This window comes from Halomonas terrestris (assembly GCF_049166755.1).
In the GTDB taxonomy this organism is placed as follows: Bacteria; Pseudomonadota; Gammaproteobacteria; order Pseudomonadales; family Halomonadaceae; genus Halomonas.
Map to the genome: position 1 here is coordinate 255263 of NZ_JBMHFZ010000001.1, position 19916 is coordinate 275178.

A 19916-nucleotide genomic window follows, 5' to 3' on the forward strand; every position below is an offset into this window, starting at 1 on the left:
CCGGGAGCGAGAGTGAAGACGATGTTGCCTCGGAGTGTGCTCCCTGCGGCGCTGGTGCTGCTGGCCCTGGGGATGCTGATGCTGGGCGGCTGCGCCCAGATTCCCCGCGCCTCGGTGGTCGGCGAGCAGGAGCGGATCGAGATGACCGAGCCGCCGCCGAGGGTGGCCAACGGCTCGATCTACCAGCCGCAGCGCGGCATGCAGCCGCTGTTCGAGGACCGCCGCCCGCGCATGATCGGCGACATCCTGACCATCGTGCTGGACGAGGAGGTCAGTGCCAGCAAGAACTCCCAGTCCAACGCCAACCGCAACGGCTCCGCCGACCTCAACCTGGCCGAGCTGCCGGACGCCCTGGAGCGGCTCGCCGAGTACGGCTTCGACCTCTCCGGGTCCAGTGATTTCAGCGGTGGCGGTGGCTCCCAGGCCAACAACAGCTTCACCGGCACCATCACCGTCTCGGTGCTCGAGGTGATGCACAACGGCAACCTGCGGGTACGCGGCGAGAAGCAGATCGCCATCAACCAGGGCACCGAGTTCATCCGCTTCTCCGGCGTGGTCAACCCGCGCACCATCACCGGCCAGAACACCGTGCCCTCCACCTCGGTGGCGGATGCGCGTATCGAATACGTCGGCGATGGCTACATCAACGAGGCCCAGCACATGGGCTGGCTGCAACGCTTCTTCCTCAATGTCTCGCCTTTCTGACCGGGGTCAGCATGAGCACGAGTAGAGCCTTCATGACCGCTTCCTCCCTGCGCCTCGTCACGCGGCTGCTCGTCCTGCTGCTGGCCGCCCTGCTGGCCATGCCGGCCCAGGCCGAGCGCATCCGCGAACTGGCCGGCTTCGCCGGGGTGCGCGACAACGTCCTGGTGGGCTACGGCCTGGTGGTGGGCCTCGACGGCACCGGCGACCAGACCATGCAGGCCCCCTTCACCGGGCAGAGCCTCTCCAACATGCTCTCCCAGCTCGGCATCACCGTGCCGCCGGGCACCAACATGCAGCTGCGCAACGTGGCGGCAGTGATGGTCACTGCCGACCTGCCGCCCTTCTCGCGGCCCGGCCAGCGCCTCGACGTCAACGTCTCCTCCGTGGGCAACGCCCGCAGCCTGCGCGGGGGCACCCTGCTGATGACCCCGCTCAAGGGGGCCGATGGCGACACCTACGCCATCGCCCAGGGCAACCTGCTGGTGGCCGGTGCGGGAGCCGAGGCCGGCGGCAGCAGCGTGCAGATCAACCAGCAGGCCGGTGGCCGCATCGCCGGCGGCGCCATGGTCGAGCGCGAGGTGCCGGTGGACCTGGGGGCCAACGGCGGCCTGCTCGAGCTGGAACTCAAGGAGAGCGACTTCGGCACCGCCCAGCGGGTGGTGAGCGCCATCAACGGCGAGTTCGGCCGTCCGGTGGCGGCGGCGCGCAACGGCCGGGTGATCACCCTGGACGGGCCGGCCAACGACAACTCCCGGGTCAACTTCATGGCCCGGGTGGAGAACATCCGGGTCACCCCCATGGAGGCGCCCGCCAAGGTGGTGTTCAACTCGCGCACCGGCTCGGTGGTGATGAACAGTGCCGTCACCCTGCAGCGTGCCGCCGTGGCGCACGGCACCCTCTCCATCGTCATCGATACCCGCTTCGGGGTCAGCCAGCCGGCGCCCTTCGGCGAGGGCGAGACGGTGGTGATCCCCGATACCGAGATCGAGATCCAGCAGCAGGACGCCTACCTGCGGGTGGTGGAGGGGGCCGACCTGGTCGACGTGGTCAATGCCCTGAATGCCCTCGGTGCCACGCCCGACGACCTGATGGCGATCCTCGAGGCGCTCAAGGCCGCCGGCTCGCTGCGTGCCGACCTGGAGGTGATCTGATGAGCATGGAAGACGTCGGCAGCCAGTTCGCCCTCGACATGCAGGGCCTCGAACGCCTCAAGCATACCGCCCGCCAGGACGCGTCCGCGGGGGCGAGGGGGGCTGCCCAGCAGTTCGAGGCGCTGTTCATCCAGATGATGCTCAAGAGCATGCGTGATGCGGTGCCCACCACCGGCCTGATCGACAGCAAGCAGACCGAGTTCTACCAGTCGCTGCTCGACCAGCAGTGGTCCCAGACCATGGCCTCCCGCGGCATCGGCCTGGCCGACAGCCTGGTGGCGCAGCTCGAGGGGAGCGGCATGGTGCCGGCCCGGCAGCCGCAGGGCAGCGCCATCGACGAGCTGATCGCGGGGATTCCCCGTGGCGCGCCGCGGCCCCTGCAGGATGCCCTGCGGCCCGAGGCGGCCGACGACGAGCCCGAATCGGTGACGCCGGACGCCGAGGTGGCAACACCCAGCAACTTCATGGAGGCGCTGGAGACCGCGCCGGCCGGCTTCATGGAGCGGCTGGCGGCGGTGCCGGCCGGCGAGCCGGCGGCCACCCGCGAGCCGCGCGGCGAGCCCGCCTCGGCGACCCGGCCGGCATCCCGCGGCGACGCCACGCCGCCCGATCACGTCCAGGCCTTCCTCGACAAGCTGGCCGCTCCGGCCCGTGCGGCCAGCCGCACCACCGGAGTGCCGGCCGAGCTGATCCTCTCCCAGGCCGCGCTGGAGACCGGCTGGGGGCGCCACGAGATCGCCACCGGGGATGGCCGCAACAGCCACAACCTCTTCGGCATCAAGGCCGGCGGCAGCTGGCAGGGGCCCACCACCGAGGTCACCACCCACGAGTACCTGGACGGCCGGCGCACGCGGATCACCGACAGCTTCCGGGTCTATGACTCCTTCGAGGCGGCCTTCACCGACTACGCCCGGCTGATCGGCGACAACCCGCGCTACGCCCGGGTAAGCACCGCGCCGAGCCCCGAGCAGGCGGCGCGGGAGCTGCAGGCCGGCGGCTATGCCACCGACCCGGCCTATGCCGACAAGCTGATCGCCGTGATGAACACCCTGGGGTCGGTGGAGCAGCCGGGCAGCGACTCCCTGGTCTTCCTGCGCTACTGAGCAGGCCGGGCCTTGCCGGAAGCCTCGGCGAGCCCCGCCGGTTCTCGGACAGCGCCTAAAGCTTCGATCGTGCTTGCCGATAGAAGGATATCGGCCTAAGGAACTGACAGCATGAGCATCTTCTCCATCGGGCTCAGCGGCCTCAACGCCGCCCAGAACGCCCTCAACACCACCAGCAACAACATCAGCAACGTCTATACGCCGGGCTACAACCGGGAACTGGTGCTCCTGGGAGAGAGCCGTGCCGACGGCGGGGTGCGGGTCAACGACATCCAGCGCCAGTTCAACCAGTACGTGGCCGACCAGCTCAATGCCGCCACCAGCAGCTCCAGTGCGCTGGCCGCCTACCAGGGCCAGGTCAGCCAGATCGACAACCTGCTGGCCGACCGCGAGGCCGGGCTGGCGCCGCTGATGCAGAACTTCTTCTCGGCCCTCGAGGACCTGGCCGGGGCCCCCTCCGACCCGGCGGCCCGCCAGGGCGTGCTCGGCACCGCCGATACCCTGACCGCCCAGTTCCGCGCCTTCGACGGCTACCTGCAGGACATGCAGGCGGGCATCAACGGCCAGATCGCCGACGAGGTCACCCAGATCAACAACACCACCGAGCAGCTCGCCACCCTCAACCGCGAGATCGCCCTGGCCCGGGCACGCCACGGCGAGGCGCCCAACGGCCTGCTCAACCAGCGTGACCAGCTGGTGCACGAACTCAGCGAGCGCATGGACGTGCGGCTCAACATCCAGGACGGCAAGACCTACAACATCAGCCTGCCCAACGGCCAGCCGCTGGTGTCCGGCACCAACCACTACCGCCTCGAGGCGATGGACGCCCCCGGCGACCCGCAACGCACCGTGCTCGGCTATCGCGACTCCGGGGGCAATCGGGTCGCGCTGGCGGAGAGCACCGTCAAGGGCGGGACCCTGGGCGGGCTGATGGACTTCCGCGCCGAGACCCTGGACAAGACCCAGAGCCAGATCGGCCAGCTGGCCGTCTCCCTGGCCCTGGGCTTCAACGCCCAGCACGCCAGGGGCATGGACCTCGATGGCGAGCAGGGCGGTGACTTCTTCGCCATCGGCGAGCCGCGGGCCTACTCCCATGACCGCAACGCCGGCACGGCCCAGATCGACGCCACCCGCTTCGCTGCGGACGACATCCACGACCTGCGTGCCACGGATTACACCGTTCGCGTGACCGACGCGGCGACCCCCGAGTTCCAGGTGATTCGCAAGGACAATGGCCAGGCCCTGGACGCCGGCGAGGTGAGCTTCGACGCGGCCGAAGGCGAGCTGAGCTTCGGTGGCGTGGTGCTGACCTTCGACGATGTCGCCAACCTCGCCGAGAACGACCGCTTCGAGGTGCAGCCGACGCGCCGCGCCGCGGCGGACATGGAGAGCATCGTCCGCGACCTGGACCGGATCGCCGCCGCCCAGCCGGCCAACCCCGAGGATGACCCGGCGGACTGGGAGTTCACCGGCACCGGCGACAACCGCAACGCCCTGGCGCTGCAGGACCTCCAGGACGCGCTGCTGGTGGGCGGGCGCGCCTCCCTCAGCCAGGCCTATGCGGGCATGGTCAGCGACGTGGGCAACCGCACCAACATCGTCCAGGTCAACCTCGAGGCCCGCCAGGGGCTCACCGACCAGCTCAAGGCGGTGCAGCAGTCCGAATCCGGGGTCAATCTCGACGAGGAGGCCGCCAACCTGCTGCGCTACCAGCAGTTCTATTCCGCCAATGCCCGGGTGATCGACACCGCCTCGACCGTCTTCGACACCATTCTCGGCCTGCGTAACTGATCCAGAGGGGAGCGTCACAGGATGCGTATCAGCACCGTCACCATGTTCGAGCAGAGCGTCTCCTCCATGAACCGCCAGCAGGGCGACTTCATGAAGGTGGGGCAGCAGATCGCCACCGGCCGCCGGGTGGTCAACCCCTCCGACGATCCCCAGGCCGCCTCCCGTGCGGTGGGCGTCTCCCAGTCCCAGGCCGTCACCCAACAGCACATGGACGCCCGGGTCAGCGCGCGCAACGCGCTCTCGCAGTCCGAGAGCGTGCTCAACAGCGTCAGCGACGCCATCGCCAGCGGCAAGACCCTGCTGGTCCAGGCGGCCAGCGACACCCTGAGCGATGCCGATCGCCAGTCGGTGGCCTCCGAGCTGCGCGGCATCTACGAGACGCTGATCGGCCAGGCCAATGCCACCGACGGCAACGGCCGCTACCTGTTCGGTGGCTACAAGGACGACAGCCCGCCCTTCATCCGCAACGGCGACGGCAATATCGAGTACATCGGCGACGAGAACATCCGCGCCCAGCGCATTGACGCCTCGCGGCTGATGCCGGTGGCCGACAACGGGGCGAAGATCTTCCAGAGCGTGGCCATCGGGGCCGGCTATCTGGCCGAGGCGGGACAGTTCGATGTCGACGGCAATCGCACCGGCGGCAATGCCGGCAGCGTCACCTTCAAGGGGCCCCAGGTCACCGATCCGGCGGATCCCGACTTCGGCGAGACCTATACGTTGACCTTCGACGAGGACGGCGACGGCAACCCGACCTTCGAGGTGACGGCCTCCGACGGCAGCGTGGCGGCCGACGGTGCTTACGCCCCCGGCCAGCCCATCGCCTTCGGCGGGCTGAGCCTCACCCTGGAAGGCACCCCGGAAGCCGGCGACACCCTTCGCATCGGCCAGGCGGAGGAGATGAACACCGACCTCTTCCGCTCCTTCGAGAAGGCCCTGGCGGTGCTCGAGAATCCCGCCACCACCCCGGCCGGGAAGGCCGAACTGCGCAACTCCCTCAACACCGTGATGCGCGAATTCGACAACGGCCTCGACAACGTCCTCACCGTGCGCGCCTCGGTGGGGGCTCGGCTCAACGAGCTGGACGTGGTGGATGCCGTGGGCGGCAACCGCATGATGAACTACGAACAGACGCTCTCGGACCTGGTCGACCTGGACTACGCCGAGGCGATCTCCGAGTACAGCCTGCGCCAGGTGGGCCTGCAGGCGGCCCAGAAGGCCTTCGTCGACATCAAGGGGCTGTCGCTCTTCGACTACCTGCGCTGATACCGGCAGCGGTTCCAACGGCCATGACCCTGCTACCTCCCGCCATGGCCGCTTGTCCCGCCCGGGCCCTGCGGCCCGGGCGGTTTTTTTCGCTCAGCCGACGCCCTGCAGGGGCGCCAGTGTCTCGAGGAGCTGGCGCAGGAAGTCGATGGCCTGCGCGAAGAGCCCCTGCAGGAAGCGGCCCATGTCGGTCATCAGCACCATCATCAGCGCCAGGCCCACGGTCAGCGAGGTGGGGAAGCCGATGTTGAATACCGTCAACTGGGGGGCCGAGCGGTTGAGGATACCCAGCGACAGGCTGATGATCAGCAGCGATCCCACCAGGGGCAGGGCCAGCAGCATCCCCGAGAGGAAGATGGTGCCGCCGTAGCGCACCAGCATCTCGAAGGCGCCGGGGTTGAAGCCGCCCAGCCCGATCGGCAGGGTCGCGAAGCTGGTGGCCAGGATCTCCAGCACGATCAGGTGGCCGTTGAAGGCCAGGAACATCAGCAGCGTGATCATGTAGAGGACGCGCGACAGCACCACCATGTTGGTGCCGCTGCCGGGGTCGAAGAAGGTGGCGAAGGCCAGGCCCATCTGCAGGCCGATGAACTCGCCGGTGGCCTGCACCACGGCGAAGGTGACGCGCATCACCAGCCCCATGGCCACGCCGATCAGCACCTGCTCGACCATGATGCCGAGCCCCGCCCAGGAGAGCACCGCCGTGGTCGGCGGGGGCGGCAGGCCGGGGGCGATCGCCATGGCCACCAGCGCGGCCAGGCCCACCTTGACCTGGTTGGGGACGCTGGAGTGGCCCCACAGCGGCGAGGCCGCCAGGAAGGCGGTGAGCCGGGCGAAGGGCCAGAGGAAGGCCACCAGCCAGCCCTGCAGCTGGGCGAAGGTGACCTCGACCATCACGACACCATCAGCGGGATGTTCAGGAACAGCTCGCGGGTGTAGTCGGTGATCAGCTTGAGCAGCCAGGGACCGGCCAGCACCAGCACGGTGAACACGCCGAGGATCTTGGGGATGAACGACAGGGTCATCTCGTTGATCTGGGTGGCGGCCTGGAACAGGCTGACGGTGAGGCCGGTCACCAGGGCGGTGAGCAGCAGCGGCCCGCCCAGGAAGAGGGTCACCTTCATGCCCTGGTAGGCCATGCCCATTACCATTTCAGGGGTCATGCGTCGCTCCCGGTCATAGGAAGAAACTCTCCGCCAGCGAGCCCACGATCAGCTGCCAGCCGTCCACCAGCACGAACAGCATCAGCTTGAACGGCAGCGAGATGGTGATCGGCGGGACCATCATCATGCCCAGCGACATCAGGGTGCTGGCCACCACCAGGTCGATGATCAGGAAGGGAATGAAGATGGTGAAGCCGATCTGGAAGGCGGTCTTCAGCTCGCTGGTGACGAAGGCCGGCACCAGGACGCGCAGCGGCACGTCCTCCGGCCCCTGCATCGGGCCCACCTCGGCCAGGCGGGCGAACAGTGCCAGGTCGGGCTCGCGGACCTGGCCCAGCATGAACTCACGGAACGGCGCCTGGGCCAGCTGCAGGAACTCCTCGAAGTTGATCTCCTCGGCGGTGAGCGGCAGCCAGGCGGTCTCGTAGACCAGGTTGAACACCGGCGACATCACGAAGAAGGTCAGGAACAGCGCCAGCCCCAGCAGCACCTGGTTGGGCGGCGTGGCCTGGGTGCCCATGGCGGTGCGCAGCAGGCTGAGCACGATGATGATGCGGGTGAAGCCGGTCATCATCAGCAGCAGGGCCGGCAGGAAGGCCATCGAGCTGAGCAGCAGCAGCGTCTGCAGCGAGAGCGACCACTGCTGGCCGCCATCCTCCAGCGGCTGGCTGACGATGCCGGGAATCTGCTGGGCCAGGGCCACGCCGGGCAGCGACAGCAACAGCAGCGCCGCGAGCCCCGTCGCCAGGCGAAGGGGGGGCCGGCTCACGATCCGTCTCGCCCCAGCCCGCTGTTGTGCTTCAGCGCCTTGGCGAAGCGCGTCGCGAAGCGGTCGCCCTCGGCGAAGGCCGGCCCGCTCGCGGGCGTCGTCTCGCCGGACGGTGCCGGGGCGGGGAGCTCGTGGAGCTTGCTGACCTGGCCGCCACCCACGCCGAGCACCAGCCAGGTCTCCTCCACCTGCACGATCACCACCCGCTCGCGGTGGCCCACGCTGGTGCCGCCGACCACCCTCAGGCGGCCGCCCTGGGCCTGGCGATTCACCCCGACACGCTTCAGCACGGCAGTGGCGACGAGGATGATCACCACGATCAGCGCCAGTGCGGCGGCGGTCTTGCCCAGGGTGGCCAGGCCGATCAGGGCGTCGCCGCTGGCCACGGCGTCGAGGCCGCCGGGGGTGGCAGGGGAGTCGCTCATCGGTTCAGCTTCTGCACGCGCTCGGAGGGGGTGATGATCTCGGTGATGCGGATGCCGTACTTGTCATCCACCACCACCACCTCGCCCTGGGCGATCAGGTAGCCATTGATCAGGATGTCCATGGGCTCGCCGGCCAGGCCGTCGAGCTCGATCACCGAGCCCTGGGCGAGTTCCAGCAGCTGCTTGATGGTGATCCGGGTACGGCCGAGCTCGACGGCGAGCTTGACCGGGATGTCCATGATCATCTCCAGGTCACGCGCCGCGGCGGTGCCGCCACCCTGCTCGAGGGGCCGGAAGACGCTCTCCCCCGCGGCCCTGGCCGGCGGCGGCTCGGGCGTTTCGGCCGGGGCCTCGTCGGCCGACTCCGCCGCGGCCTGTTCGGCCATGGCCTCCGCCCAGGGGTCCTCGTCGTCGGCCGGGGTGCCGCCCTGCTGCTCGGCGTTCTCCTGTTCGGCCTTTTCCTGTTCGAACATGGCGTCGGCCCAGTCGTCGTCGCCGATGCTCTGATCGGGCTTCTTGGGATCAGTCATTCTTGGATTCCTTGGATGGCGGCGCCGACCCCTTGACGAAGGCGTCGGACGACGCGGTGGTCGGGGCGTGGTCGATCATGCGGAGCACCCGCAGGGCCCGTTGGTCGTGCTGGCTGCCGTAGTCGCACTCCATCACCGGCACCCCGTCGACCCGGCCGGTGACGGTCTCGGGCAGTTCCAGGGGCAGGATGTCGCCCACCTTCAGCGCCATCACGTGGGCGATACGGGTGGGGATGGTGGTGAAGTCGGCCACCAGCTCCACCTCGGAGTGGCGGATCTCGCCGGCCATGCGTTTGGTCCAGCTGCCGTCCTGGTCCTGGTGGCCGTCGTTGAGCGGGTTGGCCAGCAGGTCGCGCAGCGGCTCGATCATCGAGTAGGGCATGCAGACCTGGAAGTTGCTCGACAGGTTGCCGACCTCCAGGTTGAAGGAGGTGGTCACCACGATCTCGTTGGGCGAGTTGGTGATGTTGGCGAACTTCGACTGCATCTCCGAGCGCAGGTAACTGATCTCCAGCGGATAGACCGATTTCCACGACTCGCTGTAGGCGTCGATGGCCAGGTTGAGCAGGCGCATGATGATGCGCTGCTCGGTGTTGGTGAATTCCCGCCCTTCCGACTTGGTCAGGAAGCGGCCGTCGCCGCCGAAGAGGTTGTCCACCACCATGAACACCAGGCTCGGGGGAAACACGATCAGTGCCGAGCCGCGCAGCGGTTTCATGGCGATGATGTTGATGTTGGTGGGCACCGGCACGTTGCGCGAGAAGTCGCTGTAGCTCTGGTAGCGCACGGCATCCACGGTGATGTCGGCACTGCGCCGCAGCAGGTTGAACAACCCCATGCGGAAGTGGCGGGCGAAGCGCTCGTTGATGATGTCCAGGGCATGCAGGCGCTCGCGTATGACCCGGTGCTGGGTGGCCGGGTCATAGGGGCGGATGCGCGAGTCGTCGCCGCTGCTGGCGGTGGACTCCTCCTCGCCGCTGACGCCCTTGAGGAGGGCGTCGATCTCTTCCTGCGACAGCAGATCGTCTTGGGACATGAAGGATCGGTTCCCCGAGGGTTATTGCACGATGAACTCGGTAAAGAGCACGTCTTCGATCACCAGGGGCGGCTGGTTGTCGGTCATCGGCGGGTCCAGCACCGCCATCACCTGGTCCCCCAGGCGAGCCTTGCTGCCGGGGGAGGTCAGCTCGCTGGCCTGCAGGCCGGAGAACATCATCAGCAGGCGGCTGCGCACCTGGGGCATGTGCTCCTCGATGATCTCCCGGGTCTCCTCGCCGCCCACCTTGAGCGACAGGCCGGTGTAGAGCAGGCGCGAGCCGTAGGCGTCGTCGGCCAGGTTGACCGTGAAGGGCTCGATCTTGACGAAGATCGGCGTACGCCGCTCCGGCACGGCCTCGGTCTGGACCGCTGCCTTGGCGGCATCCTGGCGCTGGTCGAGTACCAGGTAGATCGCCGCCGCCGCCGCGGAGGAGGAGAGGATCACGAGAACCACCATGAGCCACAGCAGCTTCCTGGAGCCACCCTTCGATGTCGCCATTGCCTTACCTATCCAGAGTGTTGGGGTGCCAGCCCGCCCAGTATGCGGGCAGGGGCTGCCACATCATGAAATGAACAGGCCCCGGGAAAGGGCCTATCTTGGCTTTTTGCACGCCGCCGGGACGGCCCCGCCCGAGGGGCCGGGTCAGGCGTAGAGGTCCACCCGGCCGTCCAGGGAGAGATCGGCCGCGGACGGCGTGGCGGCTTCACCGAGGCCATCGAGCTCGTCGCCGGGGTCGCTGCCGCCCCCGGCGCCCGGCGCCGCGCGGCCGGCGAAGTCGCGGGGCGCATCGTCACGGCGCTGCTCGCCCACCGAGGTCTCCCCCAGGCTGATGCCCTGCTCGGCCAGGGCCTCGCGCAGCTGGGGGATCGCCTGCTCCACGGCGCTCCTGACCGGGGCGTGGGCGGAGAGGAACTGGGCCTGGGCCGCCTGCTCGCCCACCTTCAGTGACACCGTCAGCGGGCCCAGCTCCGCCGGGTTCAGGTGCAGCTCGACACGCTGCTCGCCGCCGCGCTGGCCGAGCATCACCAGCTGCTGGCCGACCTGTTGGGAGAACTGCTGGGGCCAGGCCGGGCTGGCCAGCGGGGCCGGCAGGCTGGCCTGGGCCGCGGCCGGCGTGGTGGAGGTGCCCGCGCCGGCCGACTGGCCATTCAGCAGTGCCGCGAAGCCCTCGCCGCGGGGCTCCGCGGCGACCGGCGGCGCATCGCCGCGGGAGGCCAGGGCAGCGGGCATCGTCTCGGCCGGCTGGACCGGCGGGGCCAGCCGTCCCTCGCCCGCGGCCCGCAGGGGTTCCGGCCCCCCGGGGGCGGCACGCTCGGCCTGCATGGCGCGCCACGGCAGTTCGCCTTCCGGTGCCCTGCCCCGCTCGGCCCTCGCCGGGGGCAGTTCGCCGGGCCCTGCCTCGCGGCCCGCCGCGTTCGGCAGGGCCTGGCCGGCCATGGCCAGGGTCGGCCAGCTCTCGGCATCGGCCAGTCTCGCCTCGGGGGGATCCCCGGCCACTGCCGCCGGTGGTGTGTCGGAGGGAGCGGGCAATGTCTCGAGCGCCTTCAGGTCGGCGGCCGACATGGGCGTCTCGCCACGACGCGCAGCCAATGCCTCGGCACCGCGGGCCAGCGCCTCCAGGTCGGCGGCCGCCAGGGGCGCCTCGCCGCGGCCCGCGTCGTCGATGAGCGCCAGGCGCTCGGCGATCTCGGCCAGGTCGAAGTCGCCGCCTTCCGCCAGTCCCTCCTCGCCGAGGGCCTGCATCATCACCCCGAGGCTCGCCCGGGCGAGGAGGGGGGCCTCCCCCGCGGCAGGGGCTTCGGGCGCCGGCCGTTCGGACCCGCCGAGCGGCTGGCCGCGGCTGGCCAGCACCTGGGGTCCGTTGCCGGCCTGGCCGGCCCGGGCCAGTTCCTGGGAGAAGGCGGCTCGGGCCTCGGGACCCGGCTTGCCGCCGGGGGCCGAGCCCTGGCCCGGGGTAGACGCGAGTAACAGCTGGATGTCCATGTCGGTTCTCCGGCGCAATCAGGTGTCGTGCGAGGCGTGGCGCTCGCGGATCAGGCGAGCGTTGACCAGGTCGTCGCTGGCGCGCAGCTCCCGGCGCTGTTCCTGCAGGTTCTGCTCCATCGCCCGGCGGGAGACCAGGGTGTCGTAGGAGGAGAGCTTGCGCTGCTCCTGCTGCCACTGGACCTGGCGCTGGCCGACGCGCTGCTGCTGGGCGGCCAGGGCCTGGCGCGCGCGGTCCAGGGCGTCGTCCAGGGAGTCGAGGAACCGCTGGTAGTTGCGCATGGTGGCCGGGTCGATGCCCTCGCGCATGGCCTGCTGGAGGCGCTGGGCATACTCCAGCCGGTAGCGGCCCAGCGACTCCAGCTGCCCCGCCACCTGCTGCTCGCTGCGGCGCTCGCCGGCCAGCGCCTGGCCGGCCTGGTCGCGGGCGTCCCGGGCCAGGTCGACCAGGGTCTCGAGCGGTGTGGATGCGGCTCTCATCATGTCCCTCCGAGTACGCTGGCCAGCCCCTGGTACGACGCCTCCAGGGGGGCACAGTCATCGATGCGCTGCTGCAGGAAGGCCTCCAGCTCCGGGTAGCGCCGCACGGCCTCGTCCAGCTGCGGGTCGTGCCCGGGGCTGTAGGCGCCGACGCTGATCAGGTCGCGGTTGCGCTGGTAGCGGGAGAAGTGGCGCTTGAAGCGCTGGGCCAGCTGCAGCTGCTCATCGCCGACGATGGCGGTCATGGCCCGGCTGATCGAGGCCTCGATGTCGATGGCCGGGTAGTGCCCGGCCTCGGCGAGCGCCCGCGACAGCACGATATGGCCGTCGAGGATCGCCCGGGCGGAGTCGGCGATGGGGTCCTGCTGGTCGTCGCCTTCGGTCAGCACGGTGTAGAAGGCGGTGATCGAACCGCCGCCGCGCTCGGCGTTGCCGGCCCGCTCCACCAGGCTCGGCAGCCTGGCGAACACCGAGGGCGGATAGCCCTTGGTGGCCGGCGGCTCGCCGATGGCCAGGGCGATCTCGCGCTGGGCCATGGCGTAGCGGGTCAGCGAGTCCATGATCAGCAGCACGTCGCGGCCCTCGTCGCGGAAGCCCTCGGCCAGCCGGGTCGCATAGGCGGCGCCCTGCAGCCGCTGCAGCGGCGAGGTGTCGGCGGGGGCGGCGACCACCACGGCACGGCGGCGCCCCTCCTCGCCCAGGATGTTGTCGATGAAGTCCTGCACCTCGCGGCCGCGCTCGCCGATCAGCCCCACCACGATGACGTCGGCACGGGTGAAGCGGGCCATCATGCCCAGCAGCACCGACTTCCCGACACCGGAGCCGGCGAACAGCCCCATGCGCTGCCCGCGACCCACGCCGAGCAGGGCGTTGATGGCGCGGATCCCCACGTCGATCTGGCTGTCGATGGGCGCCCGGGAAAGGGGGTTGAGCGGCGGGGTCTGCAGGGTGGCGTGGGGCGCCTCGTCGAGCGGGCCCTGGCCATCCAGCGGGTCGCCGTTGCCGTCGACCACGCGCCCGAGCAGGGCCTCGCCCAGCGGGAAGCGGCGGGTGCCGTTGCTTCCGCCCTGGTCCAGCGGGAAGACCCGTGCGCCGGGCAGCAGCCCGGTGATCTCGGCGAGTGGCATCAGGAACAGCTTCTCGCCGGCGAAACCGACCACCTGGGCCTCGGCATGGCGCGTCGCCTCGTGGCGGTAGGGCGCCGGCAGCTCGATCCGGCAGGCGCTGCCCAGCGGCGCCTGCAGCCCGATGGCCTCGATCACCATGCCGGTGGCTCGCACCACCCGGCCGCTGGCGCGGAAGGGGGGCACGCGCTCGACGCGGGTACGCACCCGCTGCAGCGACTGCTGCCAGCGCTGATGGTGGGGGTTGGCCGCCGCCACGCCGCTCACGCACCTGCCTCCGGGTTGGCCGAGCCGTCGGCGTTGCCGCTCGACTCGGTGGCGGGCTTGCGGCGGCGCACCTGGCGTTTCACCGCCGCCCAGCGACTCTCCCAGGTGGCGTCGAGCTCGCCGCTGGCACTGGTCACCCGGCAGCCGCCGCGGCTGAGCTGGTCGTCGGGTTGCAGCGCCCAGCCGGCGGCCTCCAGCTCCCGGCCGAGGTGCTGCTCGACCAGCTTGTGATCCAGCGGGTGGAGCCACAGGCGCGGCTTGCCGGCCATGGCGGGTTCGGTGTGCAGCAGGGCGCGGACGATCTCCAGTACCTGCCGGGGACGAGCCTTGAGCGCCTCGCCGGCGAGCTGGCGGCCGGTGGCCAGCGCCAGCTCCACCAGCTCGCCGGCGACCTCCTCGTCGAGCCGGGCCAGGGCCTCGCCGAACTGCTCGGCCAGCGGCTGCAGCGGCGCCAGGGCCTCGCGGGCCTCGCGCTCGAACGCCTGACGGGCCTGCTCGCGGCCCTCCTCCAACCCTTTCGCCAGGCCCTGGGCGTGGCCCTCGGCTTGGCCGGCCTCGAAGCCCTCGCGGTGGCCCTGCTCGCGTGCTTCCCGGCTCACCTGCTCGCGCAGGGCGCGCAGCTCGGCCTGGCGCTGGAAGGCCGCCTTGCGCCGGGCGGTCTCGCTCGGCGAAGGGCCTTCGTCCACCGGCGCTCGCTCGGCCGGCTCGTCCAGCTCGCCCATCTGCCAGCGACGCCAGGCGACGGCATCGTCGCGCAGCGGCTGGCGGTCGGTGGCACGGCTGGCATCAGACATAGGTGTCGTCTCCACCGCTCAGCACGATCTCGCCGCTGTCCGCCAGGCGCCGGACGATCTGCAGGATCGCCTTCTGCTCGGCCTCCACCTGGGAGATGCGGATCGGCCCCCGGGCCTCCATGTCCTCGCGCACCAGGTCGGCGGCGCGCTGGGACATGTTGCGCAGGAACTTGTCCATGAGCGCCTCGGGGGCGCCCTTGAGCGCCACCACCAGGGAGTTGGTGTCGATCTCCTTGAGCACCAGCTGGATGCTCCGGTCGTCGAGGTCGAGCAGGTTCTCGAACAGGAACATCTCGTCGATGATCTGCTGTGCCAGGTCCTCGTTGTGGGCCCGCACCGTCTCGATGACGGCCTCCTCCTGGCTGGTGTTCATCAGGTTGAGGATCTCCGCCGCCGTCCTCACGCCGCCCATCTTGCTGCGCTTGAGGTTCTGGCCGTCGAGCATGCCCGACAGCACCTCGGTGAGCTCCTGCAGCGCCGCCGGCTGGACGCCGCTGAAGGTGGCGATGCGCAGCACCACGTCGTTGCGCAGCTTGTCGTCGAACAGCTCCAGCACGTCGGCGGCCTGATGGCGCTCCAGGTGGATCAGCACGGTGGCGATGATCTGCGGGTGCTCGTCGCGGATCAGCTCGGCCACCAGCGGGGCCTCCATCAGGTTCAGGGCATCGATGCCGGAGCTGGCCCCGGAGGTCTCGAGGACGTCCTCGATCAGGCTGGAGGCACGCTCGCTGCCCAGTGCCTTGGTCAGCACCGAGCGGATGTGGTCGCTGGAGTTGAGGTTGAGCGCGATGAACTCCTCGGTCTCCTGGTGGAACTCCGCCAGGACCTGCTGCATCTCCTCGTGGGAGACCTGATCGAGGCGGGCCATCTCGGCGCTGATCTGCTGGATCTCGCTGGCCGAGAGGAACTTGAACACCTCGGCGGCGCTGTCCTCGTCGAGGGCCAGCAGCAGGATGGCGCTGCGCCGGGCGCCGCTGAGATTCTGTGCCTTACTCATGCTTGTTCATCCAGCTGCGAACGATCATGGCGACCATGCGGGGATCCTCCTGGGCCATTTCGCGCAGGTCGCTGAGGTTCTGTTCATAGGCCGAGGACTTGCGCTTGCGCTTGCGGGGCGGCGCGTAGGTGTCGGCCTCCTCGCTCTCCTCGGCCGCGGGGCTCTCCTCCTCGGCATCGCCGACCCGGACGCGCAGGCCGAGATCCGGCTGGGGCTGGGGCAGCGGTGCCTGGGTATGGCGCTTGATCAGCGGGCGCAGGAGCAGCAGGTAGAGCAGCAGGGCCGCCAGTGCCACCAGCAGGTAGCGGCCCAGGGTCAGCGCCAGCTGCCGGACCTCGGGTGACTGCCACCACTCCGGGGCGTCCTCGCTCTCCTCGACGCGGGTGAAGCGGCTGTTGACCACCTCGATCTCGTCGCCGCGTGCCGCCGAGAAGCCCATGGCCTGGCGCACCAGCCGCTCGATCTGGGCGATCTCCTCGGGGGTCAGGGCCACGCGGGTCGGCTCGCCCTCCTCGTCGACGGCATCGCGATAGTTGACCACCACCGCGGCGGAGAGCCGCTCCACCTGGCCCAGGCGGTGCTGGACATGGGCCACGCTGCGATCGACCTCGTAGTTGGTGACGTCGTCCTGGCGCAGGTTGTTCAGCGACTGCAGGGCCTCGGCCTCGTCCCCCTCGCCCGCCTCCTCCTCGGGCTGGTTGATCGGCGAGGGGGCGGTGCCGGGCGGGGTGTTGCTCAGCGCGCCGGGAATGCCCCGGGCCAGGTCGTCGCCGCCGTTGTAGGAGAGGCTCGACTGGCGGCTGCGTACCGCGGCCTCGTTGGGCGGCTGGTTGGGGCCGTAGCGCTCGGAGGTCTCCTCGCGGCGGGAGAAGTCGATCTGGGCGGCCACCTGGGCGCGGACGTTGTCGCGGCCGAGGATGGGTATCAGGATGTTCTCGATGCGCCGCTGGTAGGAGCGTTCGACCTCGTCGATGTAGTCGAGCTGGGTACCGTCCAGGTCGCGGCCGCCGGCGCTCTGCAGCGACAGCAGGCGCCCGTTCTGGTCGACCACGGTGACGTCGTCGGCAGCCAGCTCAGGCACGCTGCTGGAGACCATGTGGACGATGGCATCGACCTGGCCCTCGCTCATCACGCGGCCACTGTGCAGGGTGAGGATCACCGAGGCCTTGGCCGGCTCCCGGTCGCGCACGAATACCGACTGCTTGGCCAGGGCCAGGTGGACGCGGGCGCGCTCCACCGGTCCCAGGGACTCCATGGAGCGTGCCAGTTCGCCCTCCAGGCCGCGCTGGAAGTTGACCTGTTCGGCGAACTGGCTGATGCCGAAGGCCTGGTCATCCATCAGCTCGAAGCCGACGTTGCCGCCCCGCGGCAGGCCCTGCTCGGCCAGTTGCAGGCGCAGGCCATGGACCTCGTCACCGGGTACCAGCAGCGCCTGGCCGCCCGCGCCGAACCGGTAGGGCACGCCGCGGCTGTCGAGCTCGCTGATGATGCGGCCCCCGTCGGCCTCGGAGAGGTTGCTGTAGAGCACCCGGTACTCGGGGCTGCGCGCCCACATCAGCAGCGCCACCACGATGGCGATCGAGGCGGCCCCGGCGATCAGCAGCGGAATCAGCGGATTGCCGCGCAACTGGGCCATCAGGCGCTCGAGGCCCGCCTGGCGGGAAGGGTCCTGCTGCCGGGAAGCATCCTGAGTGTCGGTGGCCGAGGCACCATTGCTCATGCGCGCCACCTCGGGGTGGCGGTGCGGTGGATATCGGTTTCCACGGTCATCGAAGAAGAAGGCATGTCCTGCGTCCGGTCATCGCGGTTGGCCGCCCTGTGGCACGGGCGGAACTCTGATGGACGCCATTATCCGCGGCACCGTCGAGCCCGAACCGCGGAAAAGCCCCCTTTTTCGTGTCCATTTGGCGGCATGGCCCGCCCCCGCGGACTGTTAGCCTTGGCAGCACTCCTTTCTTGTCACAGTCACAGACGAGGGTTTCCCCATGAGCTCACCCGCGATCCAGTCGGCCCTGGCGCAGATGCAATCGCTGGCGACCCAGGCCGCCGGGCCGCAGGCCAAGGGCCAGCAGGTGGCCACCGCGGTGGGCGCGGGCGGCTTCGCCGGCGAGCTGCAGGCCTCGATCCAGCGCATCAATCGGTTGCAGCAGGCCTCGGCGGCCAAGGCCGAGGCCTTCCAGGCCGGCGACCCCGGCGTCGAGCTCAACGACCTGATGGTCGACATGCAGAAGGCCAGCGTGGCCTTCCAGATGGGCGTCCAGGTGCGCAATCGCCTGGTGACGGCCTATCGTGACGTGATGAACATGCAGGTGTGACCCGGCCGGCGCGGTCATACCTCCAGGTCGACCAGGCGCCCCTGCACCTCCTCCAGCCGTTCGGCGATCCTCAGCACCTCCTCGGCGGGAATCTGGCGGATCACCTCGCCGCTGTCGCGGTCGACGATCCGTGTCACCACCCGCGACTCGAACTCCCCCAGCTCGAACTGCACGCCGTACTGGCGCATCACCTCGTTGATGCGCTGGAGCGGCTCGACCAGCTCGCCCTTGCCCAGCGCCACGCTGCTGCTCTCGGCCTGGGCCAGCGCGCCGCCGGCGGTGGGCAGGTTGGCGAGCACCCTCTCGACCTGCTGGCGTGGCGTCAGGTCGTTGAAGGGGGCGGTGGAGGGTGCCGAGGTGGCATCGGTCAGCGGTGAGCTCATGGCCAGCTTCCTTCTTCTGTTGCGTGCTGTCGTGATGAGGCCGCGCAGCCCTGGCCGCGGCGTCCCGGATAGATTCCGTCATCAGGGTTATCGGCACGCCGCGCCGGGGCTTTAATGGCTGCCCGGGCAACCCGGTTGACGAAACGAGCCGGGGCCGTGTCGGCAGGGCGCCTAACGGCTCGCCGCCAGGGCTTCCAGGTGGTGCTGGCCACGGGCCTCGCCCACGCCGATCTCGATCAGCAGGGCATGGCGGCAGCCGAGCCGTGCCTGGCAGCGGTGCAGCTTCTTCAGTTCACGGTGGCGCGAGTGGTGCTGGGTGCTCTTCTGGAGCTCGATCACCGCCAGGCGTTCGCCGTGGGGACGACGGTGGATCAGCAGGTCGGGAAAGATGGTGCGTGCCTCGGTGGCATCGCTGGTGGTGGCGACCACCAGGTGGCCCTTGCGCTGCCCTGGCCCCGTCCAGCAGTTGAACTCGCAGTCGACGTCCCAGTCGGGGAAGAGGGGCTGCAGGTGGCAGGCCAGGCGGCAGGCGATGCTGCGTTCGCTCGCCTCGTCGTACAGCAGGGCCGCGTCACGCTCCTGCAGGCGCTCCAGTGCCTGGTTGAGCCTGTCGACGACCTCCGTGTCCGATGCCGTGGGGAAGGTCTCCATGCGGGTCATCGCGGCGTCCTCGCTCGTGGATAATCCATCCGGGATCGCGTTTGTTGTTGTGCGTCTCCACGATTATCGACCAGGGGCGCGACATCTTTAACCCCGCCGTTGGTTGAGTCCCCGCCCGCAAAGGGCATCGGCCCGGGCACTGCCCGGGCCGATGCGATCGCGGTGGCATTCCCGAGCGGGATCAGAAGGTATAGCTGATGCCCACCATCGCCACCGGGTAGAAGGGCAGTTCGTCGGCCTCATCCTTCAGGCGCTGCTCCTCGCGGCGCAGGTCCTCCTGAAAGGTGGAGTTGACCCCCTCGTTGGAGGCGCGCAGGGACACGTCGATGCTGGTGGCCATCACCCCGAACTCCGAGAAGAAGCCGAAGCCGCTGCGGTGCGAGCTGCGCCAGCCCAGCCCGGCGTAGGGGCGGACACCGTCGGCGATGGTCAGCTTGCCATGCAGGGCGCCGACCTCCTCGGCATCGTACTCCCGGCCATTGAAGGTGTAGGTGCCGCCATCCTTGGGGCGCCCGGTCACGTTGGCTTCCATGTCGGGCAGCATGGCGCCGGCGGTGAGGTAGAAGCGCCCGGCGAAGGGGTAGAAGTCCAGCTTCAGCGCCCCGGCGGAGAGGCTCAGGTCGCCGTCGTAGGTCACGTCATCGGTGTCGTGGTCGCCGTCCCAGTCCAGCCCGCCGGCATACTGTGCCGATACCCCGAAGCGGTCGTGGAAGCGCCAGGAGATGTCGGCACCCAGGCCGGTGGTGCCGGCGATGGCGCCCAGGGTCACGCGGTCGTCGAATGCCCGTGCATCGGCGGTGGCGCTCAGCAGTATCGCGGAAAGGCCGACGGCCATGACTCTCTTCATCGTTTCGGGTTCCCTTGCGTGGTGGTGTGTCCGGGCACCGGTGGCCGCTTCGCAGCCGGCCCGGCGCCATCGGTCGGAGGAAGCATCGGCCGGGGGCGGAGAATCTTTAGCGGTGGCAGGTGGC

At 69.8% G+C, this 19916-nt stretch carries 22 protein-coding genes; 6 read left to right on the forward strand and 16 right to left on the reverse strand.

The annotated features are described in order from the left end of the window. Window positions 1-21 precede the first annotated feature (21 nt). The 5 genes from ACOMD9_RS01230 to flgL all read left to right on the forward strand — a co-directional run bounded on the left by ACOMD9_RS01230 (window position 22) and on the right by flgL (window position 6016). Window positions 22-705 (forward strand): flagellar basal body L-ring protein FlgH, encoded by a 684-nt coding sequence (locus ACOMD9_RS01230; RefSeq protein ID WP_421411707.1) that lies wholly within the window; start codon window positions 22-24, stop codon window positions 703-705. 32 nt (window positions 706-737) lie between these two features. Beyond that, window positions 738-1856 carry a flagellar basal body P-ring protein FlgI gene (locus ACOMD9_RS01235; RefSeq protein WP_421411709.1) on the forward strand — a complete coding sequence of 373 codons (1119 nt, stop codon included), beginning with the start codon at window positions 738-740 and terminating at the stop codon, window positions 1854-1856. Next, complete coding sequence (gene flgJ, locus ACOMD9_RS01240; protein WP_421411711.1) at window positions 1856-2959, forward strand: flagellar assembly peptidoglycan hydrolase FlgJ; 1104 nt, start codon at window positions 1856-1858, stop codon at window positions 2957-2959. The genes ACOMD9_RS01235 and flgJ overlap by 1 nt, the downstream gene beginning before the upstream one ends. Before the next feature lie 111 nt (window positions 2960-3070). Beyond that, complete coding sequence (gene flgK / locus ACOMD9_RS01245) at window positions 3071-4750, forward strand: flagellar hook-associated protein FlgK (protein ID WP_421411713.1); 1680 nt, start codon at window positions 3071-3073, stop codon at window positions 4748-4750. Between the two features lie 21 nt (window positions 4751-4771). Beyond that, on the forward strand, window positions 4772-6016 hold the full coding sequence (gene flgL, locus ACOMD9_RS01250) for a flagellar hook-associated protein FlgL (RefSeq protein WP_421411715.1): 1245 nt from the start codon (window positions 4772-4774) through the stop codon (window positions 6014-6016). Between the two features lie 93 nt (window positions 6017-6109). Here the strand turns inward: flgL and fliR are convergent, their stop codons facing one another. The 13 genes from fliR to fliF all read right to left on the reverse strand — a co-directional run bounded on the left by fliR (window position 6110) and on the right by fliF (window position 17307). After that, entirely contained in the window at window positions 6110-6910 is an 801-nt protein-coding gene (gene fliR, locus ACOMD9_RS01255; protein WP_421411717.1) for a flagellar biosynthetic protein FliR, read from the reverse strand. Continuing rightward, the gene (gene fliQ / locus ACOMD9_RS01260) at window positions 6910-7179 is read right to left on the reverse strand and encodes a flagellar biosynthesis protein FliQ (protein WP_421411718.1); all 270 of its coding nucleotides are present in this window, start codon (window positions 7177-7179) and stop codon (window positions 6910-6912) included. The genes fliR and fliQ overlap by 1 nt, the downstream gene beginning before the upstream one ends. A gap of 13 nt (window positions 7180-7192) precedes the next feature. Next, window positions 7193-7927 (reverse strand): flagellar type III secretion system pore protein FliP, encoded by a 735-nt coding sequence (gene fliP, locus ACOMD9_RS01265; RefSeq protein WP_421411935.1) that lies wholly within the window; start codon window positions 7925-7927, stop codon window positions 7193-7195. Between the two features lie 17 nt (window positions 7928-7944). Next, the gene (gene fliO / locus ACOMD9_RS01270; protein ID WP_421411720.1) at window positions 7945-8373 is read right to left on the reverse strand and encodes a flagellar biosynthetic protein FliO; all 429 of its coding nucleotides are present in this window, start codon (window positions 8371-8373) and stop codon (window positions 7945-7947) included. Further along, window positions 8370-8903: a flagellar motor switch protein FliN gene (gene fliN / locus ACOMD9_RS01275; RefSeq protein WP_421411722.1), complete on the reverse strand. Its 534-nt coding sequence runs from the start codon at window positions 8901-8903 to the stop codon at window positions 8370-8372. The genes fliO and fliN overlap by 4 nt, the downstream gene beginning before the upstream one ends. Further along, window positions 8896-9939, reverse strand: a complete 1044-nt coding sequence (fliM, locus tag ACOMD9_RS01280; protein WP_421411724.1) for a flagellar motor switch protein FliM — start codon at window positions 9937-9939, stop codon at window positions 8896-8898. Before fliM ends, fliN begins: the two co-directional genes overlap by 8 nt. Window positions 9940-9960: 21 nt before the next feature. Beyond that, window positions 9961-10440 (reverse strand): flagellar basal body-associated protein FliL, encoded by a 480-nt coding sequence (gene fliL / locus ACOMD9_RS01285; protein WP_421411726.1) that lies wholly within the window; start codon window positions 10438-10440, stop codon window positions 9961-9963. A 144-nt stretch (window positions 10441-10584) separates the two neighbouring features. Further along, window positions 10585-11925: a flagellar hook-length control protein FliK gene (locus ACOMD9_RS01290; RefSeq protein ID WP_421411728.1), complete on the reverse strand. Its 1341-nt coding sequence runs from the start codon at window positions 11923-11925 to the stop codon at window positions 10585-10587. Window positions 11926-11943: 18 nt separating this feature from the next. Continuing rightward, on the reverse strand, window positions 11944-12408 hold the full coding sequence (fliJ, locus tag ACOMD9_RS01295) for a flagellar export protein FliJ (protein ID WP_421411730.1): 465 nt from the start codon (window positions 12406-12408) through the stop codon (window positions 11944-11946). Then, window positions 12405-13796 (reverse strand): flagellar protein export ATPase FliI, encoded by a 1392-nt coding sequence (fliI, locus tag ACOMD9_RS01300; RefSeq protein WP_421411732.1) that lies wholly within the window; start codon window positions 13794-13796, stop codon window positions 12405-12407. Before fliI ends, fliJ begins: the two co-directional genes overlap by 4 nt. Next, window positions 13793-14590, reverse strand: coding sequence for a flagellar assembly protein FliH (gene fliH, locus ACOMD9_RS01305; protein WP_421411733.1), 798 nt, complete (start codon window positions 14588-14590; stop codon window positions 13793-13795). Before fliH ends, fliI begins: the two co-directional genes overlap by 4 nt. Next, complete coding sequence (gene fliG, locus ACOMD9_RS01310) at window positions 14583-15587, reverse strand: flagellar motor switch protein FliG (RefSeq protein ID WP_421411734.1); 1005 nt, start codon at window positions 15585-15587, stop codon at window positions 14583-14585. The genes fliH and fliG overlap by 8 nt, the downstream gene beginning before the upstream one ends. Further along, window positions 15580-17307: a flagellar basal-body MS-ring/collar protein FliF gene (fliF, locus tag ACOMD9_RS01315; RefSeq protein WP_421411736.1), complete on the reverse strand. Its 1728-nt coding sequence runs from the start codon at window positions 17305-17307 to the stop codon at window positions 15580-15582. The genes fliG and fliF overlap by 8 nt, the downstream gene beginning before the upstream one ends. Window positions 17308-17572: 265 nt before the next feature. Here fliF and fliE point away from each other — a divergent pair, with 265 nt between their 5' ends. Further along, complete coding sequence (fliE, locus tag ACOMD9_RS01320; protein WP_421411738.1) at window positions 17573-17902, forward strand: flagellar hook-basal body complex protein FliE; 330 nt, start codon at window positions 17573-17575, stop codon at window positions 17900-17902. A gap of 14 nt (window positions 17903-17916) precedes the next feature. On the opposite strand, the gene ACOMD9_RS01325 is transcribed toward fliE, so the two are convergent. The 3 genes from ACOMD9_RS01325 to ACOMD9_RS01335 form a co-directional block, all read right to left on the reverse strand. Continuing rightward, window positions 17917-18285, reverse strand: coding sequence for a flagellar protein FlaG (locus tag ACOMD9_RS01325; protein WP_421411740.1), 369 nt, complete (start codon window positions 18283-18285; stop codon window positions 17917-17919). 171 nt (window positions 18286-18456) lie between these two features. Further along, window positions 18457-18945, reverse strand: coding sequence for a hypothetical protein (locus tag ACOMD9_RS01330; protein WP_421411742.1), 489 nt, complete (start codon window positions 18943-18945; stop codon window positions 18457-18459). Between the two features lie 181 nt (window positions 18946-19126). After that, the gene (locus ACOMD9_RS01335; protein WP_421411744.1) at window positions 19127-19792 is read right to left on the reverse strand and encodes a hypothetical protein; all 666 of its coding nucleotides are present in this window, start codon (window positions 19790-19792) and stop codon (window positions 19127-19129) included. Between the last annotated feature and the right edge of the window lie 124 nt (window positions 19793-19916).